The 21,263-nt window shown below is 57.4% G+C and carries 17 protein-coding genes; 7 read left to right on the top strand and 10 right to left on the bottom strand.

Annotation, left to right across the window (positions count from 1 at the left end; translation table 11 throughout):
• Positions 1-11 precede the first annotated feature (11 nt).
• A complete protein-coding gene (gene xylR / locus ACP4QI_RS00685) occupies positions 12-1,190 on the top strand; it encodes a D-xylose utilization transcriptional activator XylR (protein WP_426495928.1) in 1,179 nt (392 codons plus the stop codon).
• A 39-nt stretch (positions 1,191-1,229) separates the two neighbouring features.
• Here the strand turns inward: xylR and ACP4QI_RS00680 are convergent, their stop codons facing one another.
• Positions 1,230-2,054, bottom strand: coding sequence for a protein bax (locus tag ACP4QI_RS00680; protein ID WP_142487772.1), 825 nt, complete (start codon positions 2,052-2,054; stop codon positions 1,230-1,232).
• Positions 2,055-2,367: 313 nt separating this feature from the next.
• On the opposite strand from ACP4QI_RS00680, the gene ACP4QI_RS00675 reads away from it, so the two are divergent.
• Positions 2,368-4,398: an alpha-amylase gene (locus ACP4QI_RS00675; protein WP_426495927.1), complete on the top strand. Its 2,031-nt coding sequence runs from the start codon at positions 2,368-2,370 to the stop codon at positions 4,396-4,398.
• A 176-nt stretch (positions 4,399-4,574) separates the two neighbouring features.
• Positions 4,575-5,831: a valine--pyruvate transaminase gene (gene avtA, locus ACP4QI_RS00670; RefSeq protein ID WP_142487770.1), complete on the top strand. Its 1,257-nt coding sequence runs from the start codon at positions 4,575-4,577 to the stop codon at positions 5,829-5,831.
• Between the two features lie 4 nt (positions 5,832-5,835).
• On the opposite strand, the gene ACP4QI_RS00665 is transcribed toward avtA, so the two are convergent.
• Together ACP4QI_RS00665 and ACP4QI_RS00660 are read right to left on the bottom strand one after the other, a co-directional pair.
• Positions 5,836-6,306: a 4Fe-4S binding protein gene (locus ACP4QI_RS00665; RefSeq protein WP_142487769.1), complete on the bottom strand. Its 471-nt coding sequence runs from the start codon at positions 6,304-6,306 to the stop codon at positions 5,836-5,838.
• Positions 6,307-6,432: 126 nt separating this feature from the next.
• Positions 6,433-7,251: a helix-turn-helix domain-containing protein gene (locus ACP4QI_RS00660; protein WP_285112376.1), complete on the bottom strand. Its 819-nt coding sequence runs from the start codon at positions 7,249-7,251 to the stop codon at positions 6,433-6,435.
• A 226-nt stretch (positions 7,252-7,477) separates the two neighbouring features.
• Between ACP4QI_RS00660 and ACP4QI_RS00655 the strand changes: the two genes are divergently transcribed.
• The gene (locus ACP4QI_RS00655; protein ID WP_426495926.1) at positions 7,478-8,878 is read left to right on the top strand and encodes an MFS transporter; all 1,401 of its coding nucleotides are present in this window, start codon (positions 7,478-7,480) and stop codon (positions 8,876-8,878) included.
• Between the two features lie 10 nt (positions 8,879-8,888).
• Positions 8,889-10,844 carry a glycoside hydrolase family 127 protein gene (locus ACP4QI_RS00650; protein WP_426495925.1) on the top strand — a complete coding sequence of 652 codons (1,956 nt, stop codon included), beginning with the start codon at positions 8,889-8,891 and terminating at the stop codon, positions 10,842-10,844.
• Between the two features lie 51 nt (positions 10,845-10,895).
• Here the strand turns inward: ACP4QI_RS00650 and ACP4QI_RS00645 are convergent, their stop codons facing one another.
• Positions 10,896-11,636 carry a MipA/OmpV family protein gene (locus ACP4QI_RS00645; protein ID WP_426495924.1) on the bottom strand — a complete coding sequence of 247 codons (741 nt, stop codon included), beginning with the start codon at positions 11,634-11,636 and terminating at the stop codon, positions 10,896-10,898.
• A gap of 119 nt (positions 11,637-11,755) precedes the next feature.
• Between ACP4QI_RS00645 and ACP4QI_RS00640 the strand changes: the two genes are divergently transcribed.
• Positions 11,756-12,718 carry a LysR family transcriptional regulator gene (locus ACP4QI_RS00640; protein ID WP_426495923.1) on the top strand — a complete coding sequence of 321 codons (963 nt, stop codon included), beginning with the start codon at positions 11,756-11,758 and terminating at the stop codon, positions 12,716-12,718.
• Here the strand turns inward: ACP4QI_RS00640 and aldB are convergent.
• Positions 12,715-14,253, bottom strand: coding sequence for an aldehyde dehydrogenase AldB (gene aldB, locus ACP4QI_RS00635; protein ID WP_156262651.1), 1,539 nt, complete (start codon positions 14,251-14,253; stop codon positions 12,715-12,717). The two genes, ACP4QI_RS00640 and aldB, sit on opposite strands and share 4 nt — an antisense overlap.
• Positions 14,254-14,420: 167 nt before the next feature.
• Between aldB and ACP4QI_RS00630 the strand changes: the two genes are divergently transcribed.
• Positions 14,421-15,308 carry an ROK family protein gene (locus tag ACP4QI_RS00630; protein WP_285129217.1) on the top strand — a complete coding sequence of 296 codons (888 nt, stop codon included), beginning with the start codon at positions 14,421-14,423 and terminating at the stop codon, positions 15,306-15,308.
• Here the strand turns inward: ACP4QI_RS00630 and selB are convergent.
• From selB to ACP4QI_RS00605, 5 genes are all read right to left on the bottom strand, one after another.
• Entirely contained in the window at positions 15,305-17,161 is a 1,857-nt protein-coding gene (gene selB / locus ACP4QI_RS00625; RefSeq protein WP_426495922.1) for a selenocysteine-specific translation elongation factor, read from the bottom strand. The two genes, ACP4QI_RS00630 and selB, sit on opposite strands and share 4 nt — an antisense overlap.
• Positions 17,158-18,543 (bottom strand): L-seryl-tRNA(Sec) selenium transferase, encoded by a 1,386-nt coding sequence (selA, locus tag ACP4QI_RS00620; protein ID WP_426495921.1) that lies wholly within the window; start codon positions 18,541-18,543, stop codon positions 17,158-17,160. Before selA ends, selB begins: the two co-directional genes overlap by 4 nt.
• 103 nt (positions 18,544-18,646) lie before the next feature.
• Positions 18,647-19,255, bottom strand: coding sequence for a glutathione S-transferase (locus ACP4QI_RS00615; RefSeq protein ID WP_156262647.1), 609 nt, complete (start codon positions 19,253-19,255; stop codon positions 18,647-18,649).
• A gap of 93 nt (positions 19,256-19,348) precedes the next feature.
• Positions 19,349-20,485, bottom strand: a complete 1,137-nt coding sequence (locus ACP4QI_RS00610; RefSeq protein WP_142487759.1) for an HlyD family secretion protein — start codon at positions 20,483-20,485, stop codon at positions 19,349-19,351.
• A 2-nt stretch (positions 20,486-20,487) separates the two neighbouring features.
• A complete protein-coding gene (locus ACP4QI_RS00605) occupies positions 20,488-20,844 on the bottom strand; it encodes a DUF3302 domain-containing protein (protein ID WP_426495920.1) in 357 nt (118 codons plus the stop codon).
• Positions 20,845-21,263: the final 419 nt, after the last annotated feature.

Below are 21,263 nucleotides of genomic sequence, written 5' to 3'. Positions count from 1 at the left end.
AAAAGAGCGCCATGTTTGAGAAGCGTCACCGCATAACGTTGTTATTCAATGCCAATAAAGCTTATGACCGTCAGGTTGTAGAGGGTGTGGGTGAATACTTGCAGGCGTCGCAGTCCGAGTGGGATATCTTCATCGAAGAAGATTTCCGGATGCGTATCGATAATATTAAAGAGTGGTTGGGCGACGGCGTTATCGCGGATTTTGACGATGCCGTTATCCAGCAGCTGCTGGTCGATGTCGACGTCCCCATCGTCGGCGTCGGCGGCTCCTACCACAAGCCGGAAAATTACCCTCCCGTGCACTATATCGCGACCGACAACCACGCTCTGGTGGAGAGCGCCTTTCTCCATCTGAAGGAGAAAGGGGTACACCGCTTCGCCTTTTATGGCCTGCCCGTTTCCAGCGGCAAAGGCTGGGCGGCGGAACGTGAGTATGCGTTCTGTCAGCTGGTGGCAAAGGAGAAGTATCGCGGCGTTGTCTATCAGGGGCTGGAGACGGCCCCTGAAAACTGGCAGCACGCGCAGAATCGTCTCGCCGACTGGCTGCAAACCCTGCCGCCGCAGACCGGGATTATCGCCGTGACCGATGCCCGCGCCCGGCACGTGTTACAGGTGTGCGAGCATCTGCACATTCCGGTGCCGGAAAAGCTGTGCGTCATTGGTATCGATAATGAGGAACTAACGCGTTACCTGTCACGGGTGGCGCTCTCCTCCGTGGCCCAGGGAACGCGTCAGATGGGCTATCAGGCAGCCAAGCTGCTGCACCGGCTGCTGGATAATGAAAACCTGCCGCTGCAACGGCTGCTGGTACCGCCGATGCGCGTTGTGGAGCGGCGATCGACCGATTACCGTTCACTGAACGATCCGGCGGTGATTCAGGCGATGCACTACATTCGTAACCACGCCTGTAAAGGCATCAAAGTGGATCAGGTGCTGGATGCGGTAGGGATTTCACGTTCAAATCTGGAGAAGCGTTTTAAAGAAGAGGTGGGCGAGACGATCCATGCGGTGATTCACGCCGAGAAACTGGAGAAAGCCCGCAGCCTGCTAATTTCGACGTCGCTTTCGATTCATGAGATTTCGCAGATGTGCGGTTATCCCTCTCTACAATATTTCTATTCGGTATTTAAAAAAGCGTATGACACCACGCCGAAAGAGTATCGCGATCGCTACAGTGAAGTACTGATTTAAATAAAAAAAGGCCTCCCGGATGGAAGGCCTTTTTTACTATTACATATGTGCGGCGATTAAGCGCTGGTTATCCTGGTACATCGCAAACAGATAGTTGTTATAGCGTTGGCCCTGGGTTGAGTAACCTTTCAGCTTATGGATCATGGTGCTTGCCGTCACTTCCTGGTCTGCTTTACGCAGCTGCGCGCGCGACTTACGGAAGGATTTATAAGCAGGATGCGTGTTCAGATTCACAACATAAGCATTCACGGAATCTTTTACCGATTCAAACTGTGAGTAGCCTTTCACCTTGCCCGGCGCATTGTTACAACGCCCTTTCGCACATTTCATGCCGAAGAGGTTGTTATTACTGCGCGCCAGCTTCGAGGTACCCCAGCCACTCTCGGCTGCAGCCATCGTTGCGACCATGCTGCCTGGAATAATATCTACGCGCTCTAAGAGAGAGTTCCACGGCACACGACGCGTGTTTCCGTTCCAGCTCACCTTATAGCGTTTTGAAATTTCTTTCAGACGCGTGCGTTCTGATGGCGACCAGCGGCTATCGTACTGTTTGGAGATCAACCAGTTACGATCCGCCGTAATCGCGGCATTTTGACTTGTAATATAAGGCATTACCGTCCGGAGAAACGCTTTTTTCCTTGGTGTCCCGGAAGGGTATTTTCGCAAATCAGGAAGTGAACTACTCTTTGCACTATTGCGAGAATACTCTTGTTTACTGCTAACCTTACTACTTGTCGTCTTTATGACGTGGGCCTTCTTACTCGTTGTATCCGTGTGCGTCTTCGCAAGCACCTCACCAGAAATTGCCATGGTGAGTAACATGAGTATCGCGGCCCCATATCGTCGAATGGGAGTCGATATCATTAAGTCTCCTGGTCGGATAGAAACATTCCAACACCTTATTTTTTTCGTAAAATGAGAAGCGAATCTCAGATCCTAGCAAAAATAGACGAGAAGAGCATTCAAAGAAATAGTCTAAATCCGAAACCCTGTCATCCAGAAAGCGTTCGCTTAAGCATCATTTTCACCAAAATGTGCTCAATATCGCAGTTAATACACCCGTTTAGCGTGAGATCACTCACCCTCATTGCTCCTCCCTGCGCGATAGCGCCAGGGGAGGAGTTAGCCTTCTACAATAGATGGCAAACTGAGCAAAACGCTGTGACAGGAAACCGGTATGAAACGTTCCGCTCTCGCTCTTCTCCTCTTGCCTGCCATGGCCAGCGCCGACTGGTCAGCCCCGGGTTTTCCGACCTTTACGGCTGAAGGCTCGGGGGTCTTCACGGCACAGGCAAAGCTGACGAAGGGTATCCGCCCGCTGACGGTGAATCTTGACAAGACGTGCTGGCAGCCTACAAACGCGATAAAACTCAACGAGATGATGTCACTCAAGCCGTGCGAAGGGGATCCGGTGCAGTGGCGTCTGTTCCGCGACGGTGATTATCAGGCACGGATTGATACCCGCTCCGGCACGCCCACCCTGATGTTGACCGTCGCCAGCGAGAGCGAAAAAGCGGTAACCAGCGTGGTGCGCCAGTGCCCGAAATGGGACGGTAACCCCCTGACGGTCGACGTCAGCAACACCTTCCCGGAAGGTAGCGTGGTGCGTGATTCTTACAGCAAACAGACCGCCACCGTGCAGCAGGGCAAAATCACCCTGCAACCCGCACCGGGCAGCAACGGCCTGCTGTTACTGGAGCGTGCCGGGACGGACAAACCCGCCCCGTTCAGCTGGCAAAACGCCACCGTCTATTTTGTCCTGACCGATAGGTTTGAGAATGGCGATCCGGGCAACGACAACAGTTACGGACGCCATAAAGATGGCATACAGGAGATCGGCACCTTCCACGGCGGCGACCTGAAGGGGCTCACCAGCAAACTGGATTATCTGCAACAGCTCGGCGTCAACGCCCTGTGGATCAGCTCGCCGCTGGAGCAGATCCACGGCTGGGTCGGCGGCGGCACCAAGGGTGACTTCCCCCATTACGCCTATCACGGTTACTACACCCAGGACTGGACCCGACTCGATGCCAACATGGGCACGGAAGACGATTTACGCCAGCTGGTGGATGAAGCCCATCGTCGGGGGATCCGCATTCTGTTTGACGTGGTGATGAATCACACCGGTTATGCGACGCTGGCCGACATGCAGGAGTACCAGTTCGGCGCACTCTATTTACAGGGTGATGAGCTGAAGAAAACCCTGGGTGAACGCTGGACCGACTGGAAGCCTGCCGCCGGACAGAGCTGGCACAGCTTTAACGACTACATCAATTTCAGCGACAAAGCCGCATGGGAAAACTGGTGGGGCAAACAGTGGATACGCACCGACATTGGCGATTACGACAACCCCGGCTTCGACGATCTGACCATGTCGCTGGCCTTCCTGCCGGATCTGAAAACCGAATCCACCACTCCTTCGGGCCTGCCGAACTTTTATCGCCATAAACCCGACACCGGGGCAAAAGCCATCGATGGCTACACGCCCCGGGACTACCTCACCCACTGGCTGAGCCAGTGGGTACGGGAATACGGGATTGACGGTTTCCGGGTCGATACCGCCAAGCACGTGGAGCTGGCAGGCTGGCAGCAGCTGAAGGACCAGGCCAGTGACGCGCTAAAAGCGTGGCAAGCGGCCAACCCGGAGAAAAAACTCGACGATGCGCCCTTCTGGATGACCGGTGAATCCTGGGGTCACGGGGTGATGCAGAGCGATTACTACCGTCACGGCTTCGATGCGATGATCAATTTTGATTATCAGGAGCAGGCGGCGAAAGCGGTAGATTGCCTGGCCGATATCGACCTGACCTGGCAGCAGATGGCAGAAAAGCTGCAGGGCTTTAACGTCCTGAGCTACCTCTCTTCCCACGATACGCGTCTGTTCCGCGAGGGCGACCAGCGGGCGGCAGAGCTGCTGTTACTGGCGCCGGGCAGCGTGCAGATATTTTATGGTGATGAATCCGCCCGACCGTTCGGCCCGACGGGCTCCGACCCGCTGCAGGGGACGCGCTCGGACATGAACTGGCAGGATATCAGCGGCGCGCAGGCCGCCACCGTCACCCACTGGCAGCGGCTCGGACAGTTCCGCGCCCGCCATCCGGCAGTGGGGGAAGGAACGCAAACCACGCTGTCCCTGCCCCAGGGCTATGGCTTTGTACGTGAGCACCAGGGCGACAAGGTGATGGTGGTATGGGCGGGTAATCGCTGATCGTTACGTTCAGAATCCCTCTCCCGACGGGAGAGGGAAAATACAGCATAATTCACTGCCTGATGGCAAACTGATAACATAAAGCAATCATTCTGTCTTTCCACGCTGATTTGCACCTGCGCAGTTGTAGCGTTATGGTGAGCCACTCTTAGAACAAGCCCGACAGAACACCTGCTATGACTTTTTCACTTTTCGGCGACAAATTCACCCGCCATTCAGGCATTACCCGCCTGATGGAGGATCTCAACGACGGTCTGCGCACACCGGGCGCCATCATGCTCGGCGGCGGTAACCCGGCACAAATTCCGGAGATGAACGCCTATTTTCAGACGCTCCTTGCGGACATGCTGGAAAATGGCAAAGCCACTGATGCGCTGTGCAATTATGACGGCCCGCAGGGGAAAACCGAGCTGCTCGCTGCCCTGGCAGAGATGCTGCGCGACACCCTCGGCTGGGAGATCGAACCACAGAATATTGCACTGACAAACGGCAGCCAGAGCGCGTTTTTCTACTTATTTAACCTCTTCGCGGGCCGACGTGCCGACGGCACCACCAAAAAGGTGCTCTTCCCGCTGACGCCGGAATACATCGGTTACGCCGATTCCGGCCTTGAGGATGACCTTTTCGTCTCCGCACGTCCGAACATCGAGCTGCTGCCGGAAGGCCAGTTCAAATATCACGTCGATTTTGAGCACCTGCATATTGGCGAAGAGACCGGCATGATCTGCGTCTCCCGGCCCACCAACCCAACCGGGAACGTGATCACCGACGAAGAGCTGATGAAGCTGGATGCGCTGGCGAACCAGCACGGCATTCCGCTGGTGATTGATAACGCCTATGGCGTGCCCTTCCCGGGCATTATCTTCAGCGAAGCGCGCCCGCTGTGGAACCCGAACATTGTCCTGTGCATGAGCCTTTCCAAGCTGGGTCTGCCTGGCAGCCGCTGCGGGATCATCATCGCCAATGAGAAAATCATCACCGCCATCACCAATATGAACGGCATTATTAGCCTGTCACCGGGTGGGATTGGTCCGGCGATGATGTGCGAGATGATTAAGCGCAACGATCTGCTGCGTCTGTCGAATGAGGTGATCAAGCCTTTCTACTATCAGCGCGTACAAGAGACGATCGCCACCATTCGCCGCTACTTACCGGAAAATCGCTGCCTGATCCATAAACCCGAAGGGGCGATTTTCCTCTGGCTGTGGTTTAAGGACCTGCCGATCACCACCGAGCTGCTGTATCAGCGTCTGAAAAAGCGCGGGGTGTTGATGGTACCGGGGGACTACTTCTTCCCGGGGCTGGATAAACCCTGGCCGCATACCCATCAGTGCATGCGCATGAACTACGTGCCGGACCCGGAAAAAATCGAAGCCGGCGTTAAAATTCTGGCAGAAGAGGTTGAGCTCGCCTGGCGGGAAAACGGCCAGTAACGTTTTACGCCAGATAACGCAGCCGTTCGGCGCGTAATCTGGCAGGATCGACGCAGCTTAACGCATAGGTGGGACAGGCCGCCACGCAGGCCGGTCCCGCTTCGCGGTGCGCGCAGCGGTCGCACTTCAGGGCCTGAACCTGCTCAGCGCTCCCCGTCACCTGCATAGCCCCAAACGGACAGGCGACCATACAGCTTTTACAGCCGATACAGCGCGCCTGATCCACCTGCCACACTCCCGCCTGCCGCTGGATGGCCTGCGTCGGGCAGACGTTGGCGCAGGGCGCATCTTCACACTGATGACAGGTGACCGCCGTGGTAAAGGTCCCGCCTTTCACCACCCGAATGCGGGAAGTAAACGTCCTTGCCGTCACGGCCGCACAATTCTGATCTTCCTGATGCGATACCACACAGGCCACTTCGCAGGTGCGACAGCCAATACATTTCGCCGGGTCCGCAACAATAAACGGGTTCATCGCCTGCTCCATCCTTGCTGAAAAAAATCAGGTTGCCAGAGGGTTCGGGTTGAGCGCCTTGATCAGACAGGGTAAAAGCCCCGATTTGTGCGCCCTGCCGTGAAAACTGGCCATCTGCCAAAGAACTCAGGCAGAATTGATGTGTTCTTTACAGTAGCGGCGTTTCCAGACTCCGGGCGTTAAACCTGTATGCTTGCGAAAGATTTGCCGGAAGTAGCCGGCATCGTTAAAACCGCAGCGGGTTGCTACCTCTTTCAGCGATACGGCATCGTTGAGCAACAGCTTCTCAGCGGCCCTGACACGCTGGCGGTGGATCGCCTCGGTCAGGGTCAGATTGAAGACCCGTCGAAACACCCGCCCCAGATAGTCCGCGTTGCAGTGCAGCTCTTTGGCAAGCGTAGAGGTGGAGATCGGCAGGTGAAACTGGGTGCCGATTAGCTGCCGCGCCTTCCACGCCAGATTCACTCCCGCTTCATCCGGCGGCAGTTCCTGCCCGGCCGCCAGGGAGAGCTGCTGCAGTATCAGCAGCAGAAGAAATTCCAGCGCCGGGCTGCGCTGAAGCTTCTCCTGCTCGGTCAGAAATTGCCGGAAAAGCGCAACCATTGCCTGCGGATCGCCGGTTTTTCCGTGCTGTTGTACAGACAGCAGCGTGCTCCTGGCAGAGGGCAGGCTCTGCTCGTCGACCTCAAAATGCAGCCAGTAAAAGCGTAAATCGGCGGGAAAATCCTCAATGCCCTTATGCAGACGATGCGGCCAGAGCAGCAGGCTCTCACCGGCATGCACCTCAAACACGCTCCCCTCCTCCTGGATCGTTAATGTTCCCTTTTCGACAAAAATCACTTCCCACGAATCGAGCCTGCGTGCCGGATGACGCCCCACGCCCCGGGAGATGAAATACCCGCCATTCTGGACCCTGATCGGAAGTGCTATGGACAATTCGAGTATTGGCATTCACTTTTCCGCTATTAATAGACAATTTATGACGCTTTATTACTGATTATTAACAGATAATTTCCTTTCGCCTCGATCGAAATCACATTTTGAGAACAAGGTCGGAATCCTCACCTTTTTATACTTTTCCCTTCCCTTGTTGAGGCCGGGGATCGGTGCAAAATTAATCGGGTACCTGACAAAACAATATAAAAAATCCGATAACCCGAGGAGTTACCTCATGACTTCCACTCCGATTACGCAGACAGAGATTGCCCGGCAGGCCGTCAACGAGCGCCTTTCAGTACGAGAAAAAATTGGCTACGGCCTGGGTGACGCGGGCGGGACGGTCATCACCTGTCTGATCATGAATTTTCTTACCTTCTTCTATACCGATGTCTTTGGATTAACCCCGGCGCTGGTCGGCACGCTGTTTATCGCCCTGCGCATTTTCGACGCCATATCCGACCCGGTGATGGGGATCATTGCCGACCGCACCCAAAGCCGCTGGGGACGCTTTCGCCCTTGGCAGCTGTGGGTCGCCCTGCCGATTGGCGCGATCGGCGTCCTGACCTTCACCGTGCCGGATGCCGGAATGGGAGTCAAAATCGCCTGGGCGTTCGGCACCTATTTGCTGCTCTCGGTGGGCTATACCGCCATCAACGTGCCCTACTGCGCGCTGATCAACACCATGACCACCCGCCACAGCGAGGTGCTCTCCTGTCAGTCCTGGCGCTTTGTGCTGTGCGGCGTGGCCGGTTTCCTGGTCTCGGTCGGCCTGCCGTGGCTGGTCTCGGAGCTCGGCCAGGGCGACACGGCTCAGGGGTATCAACTGGGCGTGGGGGTGTTGTGCGCCATTGCGGTGGTGATGTTCCTGTGCTGTTTCTTCTGGGTGCGTGAGCGCGTGCCGCTGGCAATGATGGGGAAATTTACCCTCAGGGAGCATCTCGCCGGTCTGCGCCAGAACGATCAGCTGCTGCTGATGCTGGTGATGTCCTTCCTGCTGATTAACGTCTTCAACATCCGTGGCGGCGGCTACATGTATTTCATCACCTACGTGCTGAAGGGCAGCACCGCGTATACCTCGCTGTTCTTCACCATGGTGACCTTTGCCGCCATTCTCGGGGCGGTGATCGTCAACCTGCTGTCGCGCCGCAGCGATACAGTCAAACTCTACTATTACACTAACCTGGTGCTGGCGGCACTGGCAGTGGGAATGTGGTTCCTGCCCGGCGGCCCGGCGCATCAGACCCTGTGGCTGGTGGTGATTCTGGCGAACGGAGTGATCCTCGGCTTTACCCTGCCGCTGCACTTCGCGTTAATGGCCTTTGCCGACGACTACGGCGAGTGGAAAACCGGCGTGCGCTCCTCCGGGATGAACTTCGCCTTTAACCTGTTTTTCATCAAGCTGGCCTGGGCATCCAGCGCCGGGATCATCAGCCTGGTATTCATTTTTGTCGCCTATCAGCCGGGCGCTGGTAACCAGACGGCCGCCTCGCTGCAGGGCATCACCACCATGGAAACCCTGCTGCCTGCCCTTTTCCATCTGCTGCTGGCGCTGGCGATCCGCAAGTGCCGGCTCAATAACCCGATGATGGCGCGCATTGCCACCGACCTGCGCCAGCGTCACGCTCAAGCCTGAGGAGAATATGATGTCCATAATGGAACCCGACCTGCATAAACTGAAAATCAGCGACCCGTTTCTGGGCCAGTATCAACAGTTGGTGCGGGATGTGGTTATCCCCTACCAGTGGGATGCCCTGAACGATCGCATCACCGAGGCCGAACCGAGCCATGCGATCGCCAACTTCCGCATTGCCGCAGGCCAGCAGAGCGGCGAATTTTACGGGATGGTCTTTCAGGACAGCGACGTGGCGAAATGGCTGGAGGCGGTCGCCTGGTCGTTGTGCCAGAAGCCCGACGCTGAGCTTGAAAAGACCGCCGACGAGGTGATTGAGCTGGTGGCCGCCGCGCAGTGCGAGGATGGCTACCTGAATACTTACTTCACGGTAAAAGCTCCGGACGAGCGCTGGACAAACCTGGCGGAGTGCCATGAGTTGTACTGCGCCGGGCATATGATTGAAGCGGGCGTGGCGTACTTCCAGGGCACCGGCAAGCGCCATCTGCTGGAGGTGGTCTGCAAGCTGGCCGACCATATCGACAGCGTCTTTGGTCCGGGCGAGCAGCAGCTGCACGGCTATCCGGGTCACCCGGAGATTGAGCTGGCGCTGATGCGCCTGTTCGATGTCACCCAGGAGCCGCGCTATCTGGCGCTGGTGAAATATTTCGTCGAGCAGCGCGGGACTCAGCCGCACTTCTACGATATCGAATATGAAAAGCGCGGAAAAACCTCTTACTGGAACACCTACGGTCCGGCGTGGATGGTGCAGGACAAAGCCTACAGCCAGGCGCATCAGCCGCTGGCGGAACAGCAGACGGCCATCGGCCACGCGGTGCGCTTCGTCTATCTGATGACCGGCGTCGCGCACCTGGCCCGCCTGAGCCAGGACGAAAGCAAACGCCAGGACTGTTTGCGTCTCTGGAACAACATGGCCCAGCGCCAGCTCTATATTACCGGCGGGATTGGCTCCCAGAGCAGCGGCGAAGCTTTCAGCAGCGATTACGATCTGCCGAACGACACCGTCTATGCCGAGAGCTGCGCCTCGATCGGCCTGATGATGTTTGCCCGGCGGATGCTGGAGATGGAGGCCAACAGCCAGTACGCCGACGTGATGGAGCGGGCGCTGTATAACACCGTACTGGGCGGCATGGCGCTGGACGGAAAGCACTTCTTCTACGTTAACCCACTGGAGGTGCATCCGAAAACGCTGAAGTTTAACCATATTTATGATCACGTGAAGCCGGTTCGCCAGCGCTGGTTCGGCTGCGCCTGCTGCCCGCCGAATATCGCCCGGGTGCTGACCTCCATCGGCCACTACATCTATACCGTCCGTGAGGATGCGCTGTTTATTAACCTCTATATCGGCAACAGCATGACCTTCCCGGTGGGCGATGAGGAGTTAACGCTGCGCATCAGCGGCAACTACCCGTGGCAGGAGCAGGTCACTATCGAGATCACTTCCCCGGTGGCAATCGACCATACCCTGGCTCTGCGTCTGCCGGACTGGTGCGACAATCCGCAGCTGACGCTGAACGGCGAAGCGGTCAACGGCGAGGGGCGTCAGGGTTATCTCTACCTGACCCGCCGCTGGCAGGAGGGCGACAGGCTGCAGTTAACCCTGCCGATGCCGGTACGTCGGGTTTACGGGAATCCGCAGGTACGCCAGCAGGCCGGGAAAGTGGCGATTCAGCGCGGGCCGCTGGTGTACTGTCTCGAAGAGGCGGATAACGGCGCCGGGCTGCATAACCTGACCCTGCCCACCGATAGCGAATTTAAGCTCGTGGAAGGAAAAGGGATTTTTGCCCACAAGGTGCTGATCCAGACCCAGGGTTATGCCCGCCACGCCGTGAACGCGGAAAAGCGACCGCTGTGGCAGTACGATCGCGCCCCGACCATGCAGCAGGCGCAGACCCTGACCTTTATTCCGTGGTTTAGCTGGGCGAATCGCGGCGAGGGAGAGATGCGCATCTGGGTGGATGAGGCGTAAGAAGAAAACGATTGAGGCTGCCCTCGTCCCTGAGGGCAGATTGCTGAAAAATCAGAACGTCCAGGAGAGACCGGTCATCAGCGCGAAGCTGTCGTCACGGTCGATCATCGGGCTGTTTTTCACGTCGTCAGGCAGTACGATATAGACCGCGCTGGCGTTCAGATAGAGGTTCTGCGTCAGCGGGTATTTCGCCGCCAGGCCGATATAGGGGGTCACACTTTCACCGGCAGTGTACTGCTGCAGACCACTGCGGCGGGACTCTTTCGCAGAGACACCGTAGTAGTAATCGTTGAAGCTTTCGTCGTGGAAGAACACGCCCACCGACGGCGTCAGGGTCAGGCGCTCCATCCGGATCGGGCGGAAGTAAGACATCTCGCCCACCACGCCGCCGCTCTCGTCCATCGCATCGGCCGCCAGGGCAAACTTCAGGCTACCCCAGCTTTCGTGACGGTAGTAGGCCCCACCCAGCATCGCGGAGGCTTTACGCTCATCCAGCTGCTTCATCACGTGGTCGTCGTTATCTTCCGGGTCGAAGTGCAGCGGCATCCAGGAGGCGGTCAGGCTCAGTTCGTTTTTCGCATCTTTCCAGACGATCCAGCCGCCGGTGGTCTGACGCACGTAGAAATGTTCGCCTTCGTAGCTAATTAAAGGGGCAGCGGAGACGTTCTCGTTATAGCCTTGATAGGGTGATTCATTAAACACTGCGCCAGCGCCAACTGAAAAATCATCGGCCATTGCGGATGTCGCCGTAAATAAAGCGGCCGCGATGAGTAAATTCTTTTTAAACTTCATTGTTTGCAATCCATTAAATGTCATACGACGCGGCGCATAATAATGGTTACAAAAATCGCGATGCAAATGGGATATTTGTATAATATTATATATAAATTCATATAGATGGGCGTCAGGCAATGAACAAGCTGCAAATCAAACCGCGAGAATTAAAAATTATTTCCGTCATTGCCGCGACCCACAGCATCGGAGATGCTGCTGCATTGTTGGGAATGGCCCAGGCCAACGTCAGTAAATATCTCGCTGATTTCGAAACCCGCGTCGGGCTGAAAATTTTTGAGCGCACCACCCGCCAGCTGGCGCTGACCCAGTTCGGTGAATCCCTGCTGCCCTTCGTCAATGCATCACTGGAAAAAAACGAACAACTGGTTAATTTTATTGCTGATTACAAACACGAAAAACGCGGCAAGGTCACCATTTATGGACCGTCGGGGATCGTCACTTACCTGGCCCGCCACGTGATTCATGAGATCGAAAATATTGGCGATATTCGTATTAGCCTGAAGACCTACAACCTGGACAAGAATGAGTTTTTCGAAGGGGTCACCTTTCCCGATGATTGCGATATTTTAATTACCTATGCTCAACCGAAAGATGAAAACCTGGTTGCCAGCACCTTAACCAAATATTCTGTTACTGCTTTCGCCACGCCGGAATATATTAAAAAGCACCCTGTTAATCATCCTGACGATCTCATTAATCACTCCTGCATTCTTATCGATTCAATGATAATCGATGACGCTAATATCTGGCGTTTTCGCGTGAATAATAGCGAGCAGATAATCGATTATAAAGTCACGGGTAATTATATTTGCGACAACACCCAGACGGCGCTGGAGCTGGCCCGCAATCATCTGGGGATCGTCTTTGCGCCAAAAGAGAGTCTGCTACGGGAGATAGAAGAAGGCTCAATGGTGCCCTGTTTCACCCATCAGGAGGAGTGGTGGCTGGATCTGGTAGCGATCTTCCGCAAACGTGACTATCAGCCGTGGCGGGTGCAGTTTGTGCTGGACGGGGTGTTGAATACCCTGCGTAAACAGATTGAGCAGACCCCCCTGGGGCGGCCTGCTCTCAGAGGTTAGAACAGGCCCAACGGTTTATCGGAGTAGCTGACCAGCAGGCATTTGGTCTGCTGGTAATGTTCCAGCATCATCTTGTGGGTTTCGCGGCCAATGCCCGACTGTTTGTATCCGCCAAACGCAGCGTGCGCTGGATAGGCGTGATAGCAGTTGGTCCAGACGCGTCCGGCCTGGATCCCACGCCCCATCTGATAGGCCAGATTGCCGTTACGGCTCCAGACCCCTGCACCCAGGCCATACTGCGAATCGTTGGCCAGCTCCAGCGCCTCCTCCATGGTTTTGAAGGTGGTCACCGCCAGCACCGGGCCGAAGATTTCTTCCTGGAAGACGCGCATATTATTTTTACCGGACAAAATCGTCGGCTCGAGGTAGTAACCCTCTTTCAGCTCGCCGTCCAGCTGCTTGCGCCGTCCGCCGGTTAAGAGCTCGGCCCCCTCTTTCTTACCGATATCGATATAGTTGAGGATGGTCTCCAGTTGCCCGTGCGACACCTGGGCACCCATCTGGGTGATGCTGTCCAGCGGGTTGCCGCTGCGGATCGACTCCACGCGACGAATGGCGCGCTCCATAAAGCGCTCGTAGATCGACTCCTGCACCAGCGCCCGGCTTGGGCAGGTGCAGACTTCGCCCTGGTTGAAGGCAAAGAGGGCAAACCCTTCCAGCGCCTTATCAAAGAAGGCATCCTCTTCGTCCATCACGTCGGCAAAGAAGATATTCGGGGATTTGCCGCCCAGCTCCAGCGTCACCGGAATGATGTTCTGGGTGGCGTACTGCATGATCTGCTGACCCACTTCGGTGGAGCCGGTAAAGGCCACTTTGGCGATCCGTTTGGAGGTCGCCAGATATTCACCGATTTCGCCCCCGGCGCCGTTGACCACGTTCACAACCCCAGGCGGGAGCAGGTCGCCTACCACTTCCATCAGCAGCAGGATCGACAGCGGCGTTAAGCGCGCCGGTTTCAGTATCACGCAGTTGCCGGCTGCCAGCGCGGGTGCCATTTTCCAGGCAGCCATCAGCAGAGGGAAGTTCCACGGGATGATCTGGCCGACCACGCCCAGCGGCTCATGGAAGTGATACGCCACTGTGTCCTTATCCACCTCGCTGATACCGCCCTCCTGGGCACGAATACAGGAGGCGAAATAGCGGAAATGGTCGATCGCCAGCGGCACGTCGGCGGCCATGGTTTCGCGGATCGGTTTCCCGTTGTCCCAGGTCTCTGCCGTGGCCAGCAGCTCCAGATTCTGCTCCATGCGATCGGCAATTTTGAACAGGATCGCAGCGCGATCCTGTACCGAGGTATGCGCCCATTTGTCTTTGATCTTGTGGGCGGCATCCAGCGCCAGATCGATATCGCGCTTCCCGGAGCTGGCAATTTCGCACAGCGGCTGGCCGGTCACCGGGGTCAGGTTCTGGTAATAATCGCCGTCGGCCGGGGGAACCCAGTCGCCGCCGATAAAGTTGTCATAACGGGCTTTCAGTTTGAGGGGGAAACCATATTCGCCGGGCAGGATACGTGCTGAGGGAGGGTTATTCGTCATGACTGTCTCCTTGCGTGAAGTGTCCTTCAAAGGTAGACCGCGGCGGTGAAAACATCGCCAGTCATCGCCTGCTTTGCGAGCCCCTTCACGCATTACCTTACTTTACGTTTGGTTTCCTGCCCTGAGCCATACTTAAAGCGCACAAACAGGGGAGAGGGTGAGGATAAATGCAGCTTTTTATCGGCTTTGACGTGGGCGGAACCCATATTAAACACGGCGTGATCGACGAGGACGGTAACGAAATCACCACCGATCAATTTGATACCCCAGAGGATGAAGAGACCTTTAAGCAACGGTGGCGCGAGGTGGTCGAGGCGTACCAGAAAGAGCACGAGATTACGGCGATTGGGGTGAGTATCCCCGGCCACATCAATACCCATACCGGCGAAGCCGCGAAAGCCGGCGCGCTGGAGTACCTGGATAACGTCAACCTCTACACGCTTTTCGCAGAGCTGACCGACCTGCCGGTGGTGGCCGATAATGACGCCAGCTGTGCTGCGCTGGGCGAACGCTGGTGCGGCGCCGGACATGAGTACGAGAATTTTGTCTGCATGACGATCGGCACCGGGATCGGCGGCGGGATTGTGCTCGGGGGCGATCTCTATCGCGGCTCGCACTATCGCGCCGGGGAGTTCGGGGTTATCCCGGTCGGCAAAAACGGCGAAGGAATGCACGAGGTGGCCTCTGCCAGCGGACTGATGGCGACCTGCCGCCGGGCGCTGGGGGTTTCCGGGGAGGATATGCCGGAAGGCGAAGAGCTGTTCGAGCGGATGGAGAACGATCTGCACCTGCGCGAAGCGGTGGAAGAGTGGGCCCTGTTTCTGGCCCGCGGGGTCTACAGCGTGATCTCCCTGTTCGACCCGCAGGTGGTGCTGATCGGCGGCGGCATCAGCGAGCAGGAGAAAATTTATAAACTCCTCGATCGACACCTGCAAACCTTTGAAGAGTGGGAATCCCTGCAGGTGCCCATCCTGCCCTGTCAGCTGGGTAACCAGGCGGGCAGGCTGGGCGCCGTCTGGCTGGCGAAACAGAAGTTCGCCAGCAAAAAGGATTAACCCTGCTGCCCCTCGTCGGCAAAGAGCAGCGCATCCCGCAGAAGGTGATCGTTACCGCGGCGGCGGGTAAAGCCAATGCGGTTGAAGTATTCGAGGATCTGGATCGCCAGCTTACGGCCGACGTTCAGCCGGTCGCGGAAATCCGCCGCGCAGGTGGAGCCGCGCTCGTGGTCCAGCGCGCGGATCAGGTTCGCAAAGGTGACGATCCGATGGTGGCGGTAGTAGCGGTCTTTAACAATCGCGGTGATCAGCCCCTGCTGCGCCGCATGCTTCAGCACCTGACGCATGGTCTGCTCGTCAGTGGCGGTTTCACGGGCCAGATCGCGCACCCACCAGGGTTCATCGCCAAAGAGCGCGTCCGCTTTTTCCCAGACGGCCTGCTGCGCCGGGGTAAAGCCGGCTTTATGATCCGGCAGGTGCAGCCAGCCATGGTAGCTGTGCAGCTCGCCGCTCTCGCGCATCCGCTCGATCAGCAGCAGGACGAGGGCCTCGTCCTCCATCGGCAGCGCCATCCGCCGCAGGCGCTCGCGCCCCGGACCGGGTTCATCCTGATGTTGCTGATGATAGGTCGTCAGCACCTCCAGAATCTTACGCTGCCAGCGCGCCGCGACGGCAGTGTTTAACAGGCTGGCGCCGGCCTGGATAAACTCCGGCTGTTGGGTCAGCTGACGCAACCCTTCCCTGCTGAGCTGGCGTGCCCAGCCGAACGCATCCAGGTTAACCGCCCCGCGCTCCAGATGCGCCAGCAGCGCGGCACGATCATCCGCCGCCGGTGCCAGCGTCGCCAGCCAGTGCAGGTACTCCGGCTTACGTTTCCCGCGACGCGGCGGATTGAGGGTGACCACCCGCGCCCCGGCGAGCGTGACGCGGGCAGAGATATCGCGCAGCACCAGCCGATCGTTGTCGGCCAGCCACAGCGGGGCATCGAAGACCAGTTCCGCCAGCGCTCCCTCCAGCAGCGAGACGCGTCCGGTGACGTGGCTGGCGGCATGGTGAATATGCAGCGGCTGCCACTGGGTCAGCGGCACATCTCCCTGCAGCGTGACGATGACGCGCGTGGTCGGCTCCGGCGGCGCTTCGGCCAGCAGCCAGTCCCCGCGGTTCAGCTCTGCTTTTTCCGTATCGCCCACCAGGTTCAGGGCAATACGCTGCCCGGCGTGGGCCTGTTCAGCAGGCTGGTTTTGCGCATGCAGTCCACGAATACGCACCGGCTTATTCACTCCGGTCAGCCACAGGCTGTCACCCACCCGCACCTCACCGGACAGCGCCGTGCCAGTGACCACCAGACCGGCCCCTTTCACGGTAAAGGCACGATCGATAGCCAGACGAAAGCGGTGATGGTCCGCATGAGCGCGGGCCGGGAGCTGTTGCAGATGGGCGCGCAGGGCATCAATTCCCCGCCCCTCGGTGGCCACGGTGACAAACAGCGTCGCGTCAGCAAAGCCAAAGTCGCGCAGGGTGGTGAGCACCTCGTCGCGCACCGCCTCCACCCGGGCGTCGTCGACGCGGTCGGCTTTGGTCAGGGCTACCGTCAGCTGCGGGTTGCCGGTCAGCTGGAGGATCTGCAGGTGCTCGCGCGTCTGCGCCATTACCCCGTCATCGCAGGCCACCACCAGCAGGGCATGGTCAATCCCACCGACCCCGGCCAGCATGTTGGACAAAAACTTCTCGTGCCCCGGCACGTCGATAAATCCCAGCACCTGGCCATCAGGCTGCGGCCAGTAGGCATAACCCAGATCGATGGTCATGCCGCGCTTCTTCTCTTCCGGCAGGCGGTCGGCGTTGACGCCGGTGATCGCCTGCAGCAGGGTGGTTTTGCCGTGGTCAACATGACCGGCGGTGGCAATAATCATTTCAACAACATCTCCAGAAACTGAGCTTCATCTTCCAGACAGCGTAAATCCAGCCACAGACGGCCGTCTTTTATCCGGCCAAGCACCGGCACCGGCAGGGATCGCCAGCGTAACGCCAGCGCCTCCAGCTGCGCGCCGCGCCCGTCTCGCGGGGTAAAAGTCAGGGCCGCACCCGGCAGGCGATCCACCGGCAGCGATCCGCTGCCCGGCTGTGACAGGCAATCTTCTACGCGAACCTCAAAGTCGGGGTAGTGCGCTGCGACCTGCGCCAGCAGGCGCTCCCCCTGATGATGGATCGCGGCGGCGTCGCGGCTCAACAGGCGCAACGTCGGTAAGCGTTCGGCCAGCGTCTCCGGGTGGAGATAGAGGCGTAAGGTGGCCTCCAGCGCGGCAAGCGTCATTTTATCCGCACGCAGGGCGCGTTTCAGCGGGTGCTGTTGCAATCTGGCAATCAGGTCGCGCTTGCCGACGATGATCCCGGCCTGCGGGCCGCCCAGCAGCTTGTCGCCCGAGAAGCTCACCAGGCTGACGCCAGCGGCAATTAACGCCTGCGGCATCGGCTCTTTCGGCAGGCCATAGCGGCTGAGATCCACCAGCGAACCGCTGCCCAGATCGACGACCACAGGCACGTCTCTCTGCTGGCCGATGCGCACCAGATCCGCCTCGTCAACGGCATGGGTGAAGCCTTCAATCTGGTAGTTGCTGGTGTGCACCTTCATCAGCAGGGCGGTGTTGTCATCAATCGCCGCCGCGTAGTCCCGCTCGTGGGTGCGGTTGGTGGTACCCACTTCCCGCAGCCGGCACCCGGCCTGTGTCATCACGTCCGGGATGCGAAACGCCCCGCCGATCTCCACCAGCTCTCCCCGGGAAACCACCACCTCTTTCCCGCTGGCGGTTGCGGCCAGCATCAGCAGCACCGCCGCAGCGTTGTTATTCACAATGCAGGCATCTTCCGCCCCGGTGAGCTGGCACAGCAGCGCCGCCAGCGGCCGATCGCGATGGCCGCGCCCGGCCCCATCAAGATCGTACTCCAGGGTAACCGGCGTTTGCATCGCCTGGGTTACCGCAGCCACCGCCTCCTGAGCCAGCAGCGCGCGCCCCAGATTAGTGTGCAACACCGTTCCCGTCAGGTTGATGACCGGGCGCAGGCCCGGCGCGTCTTCCGTCGCCAGCCGTCTTTCGGTCTCCTGGGCCCAGTCGTCACACCACGCCGGCAGGCGGTTGTCGGCGCGGATCCCGGCGCGGGCTTCGTCCTGCAACAGGCGTAAGGTCTCGACCGTTCGGCTGTGGCCGAAGCGGGCAATAACGGCGGAAAGACGGGCGTCGCGAAGCAGACGATCGGTCGCGGGAAGTTGGCTATAGAGTGCGTGCTGAGTAGTCATGGAAGCGCCTGACGGTTGGGTATCTTCCCCCCTCCCGACGGGAGAGGGAGTCAATGTCAGGGGCGATTGTACCGCGTCCGGCCAGGAAGTGTTATCGACGACATCAAGCCTTTGGCGGTTCGGTGCGGGCAAAACTTTCGCGCTGGAACAGGGTTTCCGCCAGCTTAACCAGCAGCGGGCGATCGACGCACCAGCCCGGCGAGACGCGACGGAAATTGAGGTAGCCAATAGCGCAGGCAATGGCGATGGTCGCCAGGTTAACGCTGTCGGTGGCAATTTTCCCTTCGCGGATGAGCTGTTCACAGTGATCCAGGCTGCGGGCGATTTTCTCCCGCTGACGCAGCAGCTCGCTCTCCGACTGTTGTGCCGCCGGGCGCGCCTGCTCGCGCACCGAGGCCAGGGCCGCGTCCATGATCCCATCCGCCAGCGCCTCGATTTGCCGGATAGCCAGGGCGGCTCTGGGCTCACGGGGGATCATCGCCGGGGCGATATCCAGCAGCTCGATATAGCTGGCAATGATCGGGGAATCGAACCAGTGCTCCCCGTCATCGGTCACCAGCGCCGGGACTTTCCCCAGCGGATTGTAGTGCGCGACACCGTTTTCAGCCTGATAGGGTTGTTCATTCACAAATTCAAAAGTGATGCCTTTCTCCAGCAGGAGAATAGAGATTTTACGCACGAAGGGACTGGTATAACTGCCGATGAGTTTCATTGCCTGCTCCTTTTCCGCCAACAAAAGGATAAGTATGGCTCAGGCAAAGAAAAAAGGCAGGCACTGCGTATCGCGTGCCTGCCTTTAAAGGAATTAGTGGTCGAGATAGAGGTAGTGCATCCAGCTGGTCATACGCAGCAGGACTTTACGCATCACAGAGACGTGCGCGAAATGGTCGGAATAGACCGCGACCTGGGCGTAGATACCGTCAGGCAGCGCGTCCACGTCGGCGTTCGGATCCAGTTCGATAGTGCCCAGCACACCATCTGAACCCGGCACCATCGTCAGGGACTGCAGCGCACCCTGCGCCTGGTAAGTACCGCCCGGGACCACCGGCAAAATGCTGGTGAGCTTACCGGGGAAGACCTGCCCCGGCAGCGCGCTGAACACCACTTCCGCTTCATCGCCCGGCTTCAGACGCAGTAACGAGTTCTGGCGGAACTGCGCCACGATCATCCGTTTCTGTTCAGGAATAAACACCATCACCGGACGCAGCGGCAGAGACGCGGCGTAGGTGCCCGGACGAATCAATACCTGGGTGATATAGCCATTGCTGGGCGCACGAATAATGGTCTGATCCAGATTGTATTGCGCTTCTGCTAGCTGGGCGCGCAGGGAGGCGATCTGCGACTGCTCCCCGTTAGACATACTGTCTAACTGGCTCTGGATCTGGGTCTGCTCCGCCACTGAGGCTTTAACCATGGCGTCCTGCGCCAGGTAGTTTTGCCGCGCGTTATCGATATCGCTTTCAGAGAACGGATTCACCTTCGCCTGGCTGCCTTTTAAATAACGCTGATAGTCTTTGAACAGACGATCGCGCTCGGCAGAGACGCGGGTGGTATTCGATTGTGCTTCCGTCAGCTGTGCTTTCAGAACATCGATATTATGCGTCGCGGTGACCAGGTCAGCCTGCAGACGATCAACACGCGCTTTATACCTGCCCGGATCGATTTTAAATAACACCTCACCTTTTTTAATGAGCTGGTTATTTTTATCCGTCACTTCACTTACCACACCCGTCACCTGCGGCGTAATCGGTATTGAGATAACCGCTTTCTGCGCCGTGTACGTATACGGGTGGTTATAGTTCATTAATAAAATGAGACCGGCCACGAGAAATACCCCGCCCAGTGTCGCAGTCGCCAGCGTCCATTGGTTTACCGGAATACGAAATATTTTAAAGATGGCCCACGCAAACGCGACATAGGTCAATACGATCAACAGATCCATGATTATTGCTCCGAGGTGTTCTTATCAGCCACAGGGGGCACCGCGGCCAGTTTTTGTTCCAGCTCGGCTACGCGTCTTGCCAGCGCATCCACGTCGGGGCTGCGGTCTGGCGGCTGAATATGGTTCTGCATCCCCCAGCCGCGCTCTGGCTGGTAGAGCGTTGCCCAGATCCACAGAAACGGCCAAATGGCATGGAGCGTAAACAGGCTAATCCACCCCGCCGTATGAATAGCATCGGCATGAGGATGGTTGCGCTTTTTGGCCATGTTATATGGAATGTCATGAATAGCGATGATTCCATAAAAAAGAACCATGAAGACAAAAATCAACACACCCAGCGCAAAATAGTTGAGAAACATATTTGCCTCACTAAATAAATCGTAAACTCATTAAAATAATTAAATGGTAAGCAGCCACATTAATTCATGATTAAGTACACGAATATGTACTTATTATTTCAGAGCCGGGGAGTATGATTTTTTCTTATATCTCCATGCAAGTTTAGAAGCGTGACAAAATATATCCTGAATAATAATAGACTTAAGTTTACAGTATGAGCTTAATCCAGCTTAGCGCTTTTCGCCATACCATATTTCAGGACTCTTTTTTTAACGATAAGTGTTGCTTACTTACATCCTGGCGTTGTTCGCTTAAACAGATGTTGCCATCGATCACATCCAGAGAATTCTGCATAAAAATTTTTTGTGGATTTGATCACACTACAGAAACAAATCGCCGACAACGAAATGTGATTTAATTCACATTTTAGGGGTCAAAC

Origin of the sequence: Leclercia sp. TB492, assembly GCF_049974505.2 — a bacterium.
In the GTDB taxonomy this organism is placed as follows: Bacteria; Pseudomonadota; Gammaproteobacteria; order Enterobacterales; family Enterobacteriaceae; genus Enterobacter; species Enterobacter adecarboxylatus_C.
Note: the sequence above shows the minus strand (reverse complement) of the source record. Positions and strands in the feature narration are given on the sequence as shown.

What these genes read in the sequence shown, in the direction of transcription:
- xylR (WP_426495928.1), top strand. Translation starts at nt 12, where the DNA reads ATGTTTGAGAAGCGTCACCGCATAACGTTGTTATTCAATGCCAATAAA.
- ACP4QI_RS00680 (WP_142487772.1), bottom strand. Translation starts at nt 2,054, where the DNA reads ATGATATCGACTCCCATTCGACGATATGGGGCCGCGATACTCATGTTA.
- ACP4QI_RS00675 (WP_426495927.1), top strand. Translation starts at nt 2,368, where the DNA reads ATGAAACGTTCCGCTCTCGCTCTTCTCCTCTTGCCTGCCATGGCCAGC.
- avtA (WP_142487770.1), top strand. Translation starts at nt 4,575, where the DNA reads ATGACTTTTTCACTTTTCGGCGACAAATTCACCCGCCATTCAGGCATT.
- ACP4QI_RS00665 (WP_142487769.1), bottom strand. Translation starts at nt 6,306, where the DNA reads ATGAACCCGTTTATTGTTGCGGACCCGGCGAAATGTATTGGCTGTCGC.
- ACP4QI_RS00655 (WP_426495926.1), top strand. Translation starts at nt 7,478, where the DNA reads ATGACTTCCACTCCGATTACGCAGACAGAGATTGCCCGGCAGGCCGTC.
- ACP4QI_RS00650 (WP_426495925.1), top strand. Translation starts at nt 8,889, where the DNA reads ATGTCCATAATGGAACCCGACCTGCATAAACTGAAAATCAGCGACCCG.
- ACP4QI_RS00645 (WP_426495924.1), bottom strand. Translation starts at nt 11,636, where the DNA reads ATGAAGTTTAAAAAGAATTTACTCATCGCGGCCGCTTTATTTACGGCG.
- ACP4QI_RS00640 (WP_426495923.1), top strand. Translation starts at nt 11,756, where the DNA reads ATGAACAAGCTGCAAATCAAACCGCGAGAATTAAAAATTATTTCCGTC.
- aldB (WP_156262651.1), bottom strand. Translation starts at nt 14,253, where the DNA reads ATGACGAATAACCCTCCCTCAGCACGTATCCTGCCCGGCGAATATGGT.
- ACP4QI_RS00630 (WP_285129217.1), top strand. Translation starts at nt 14,421, where the DNA reads ATGCAGCTTTTTATCGGCTTTGACGTGGGCGGAACCCATATTAAACAC.
- selB (WP_426495922.1), bottom strand. Translation starts at nt 17,161, where the DNA reads ATGATTATTGCCACCGCCGGTCATGTTGACCACGGCAAAACCACCCTG.
- selA (WP_426495921.1), bottom strand. Translation starts at nt 18,543, where the DNA reads ATGACTACTCAGCACGCACTCTATAGCCAACTTCCCGCGACCGATCGT.
- ACP4QI_RS00615 (WP_156262647.1), bottom strand. Translation starts at nt 19,255, where the DNA reads ATGAAACTCATCGGCAGTTATACCAGTCCCTTCGTGCGTAAAATCTCT.
- ACP4QI_RS00610 (WP_142487759.1), bottom strand. Translation starts at nt 20,485, where the DNA reads ATGGATCTGTTGATCGTATTGACCTATGTCGCGTTTGCGTGGGCCATC.
- ACP4QI_RS00605 (WP_426495920.1), bottom strand. Translation starts at nt 20,844, where the DNA reads ATGTTTCTCAACTATTTTGCGCTGGGTGTGTTGATTTTTGTCTTCATG.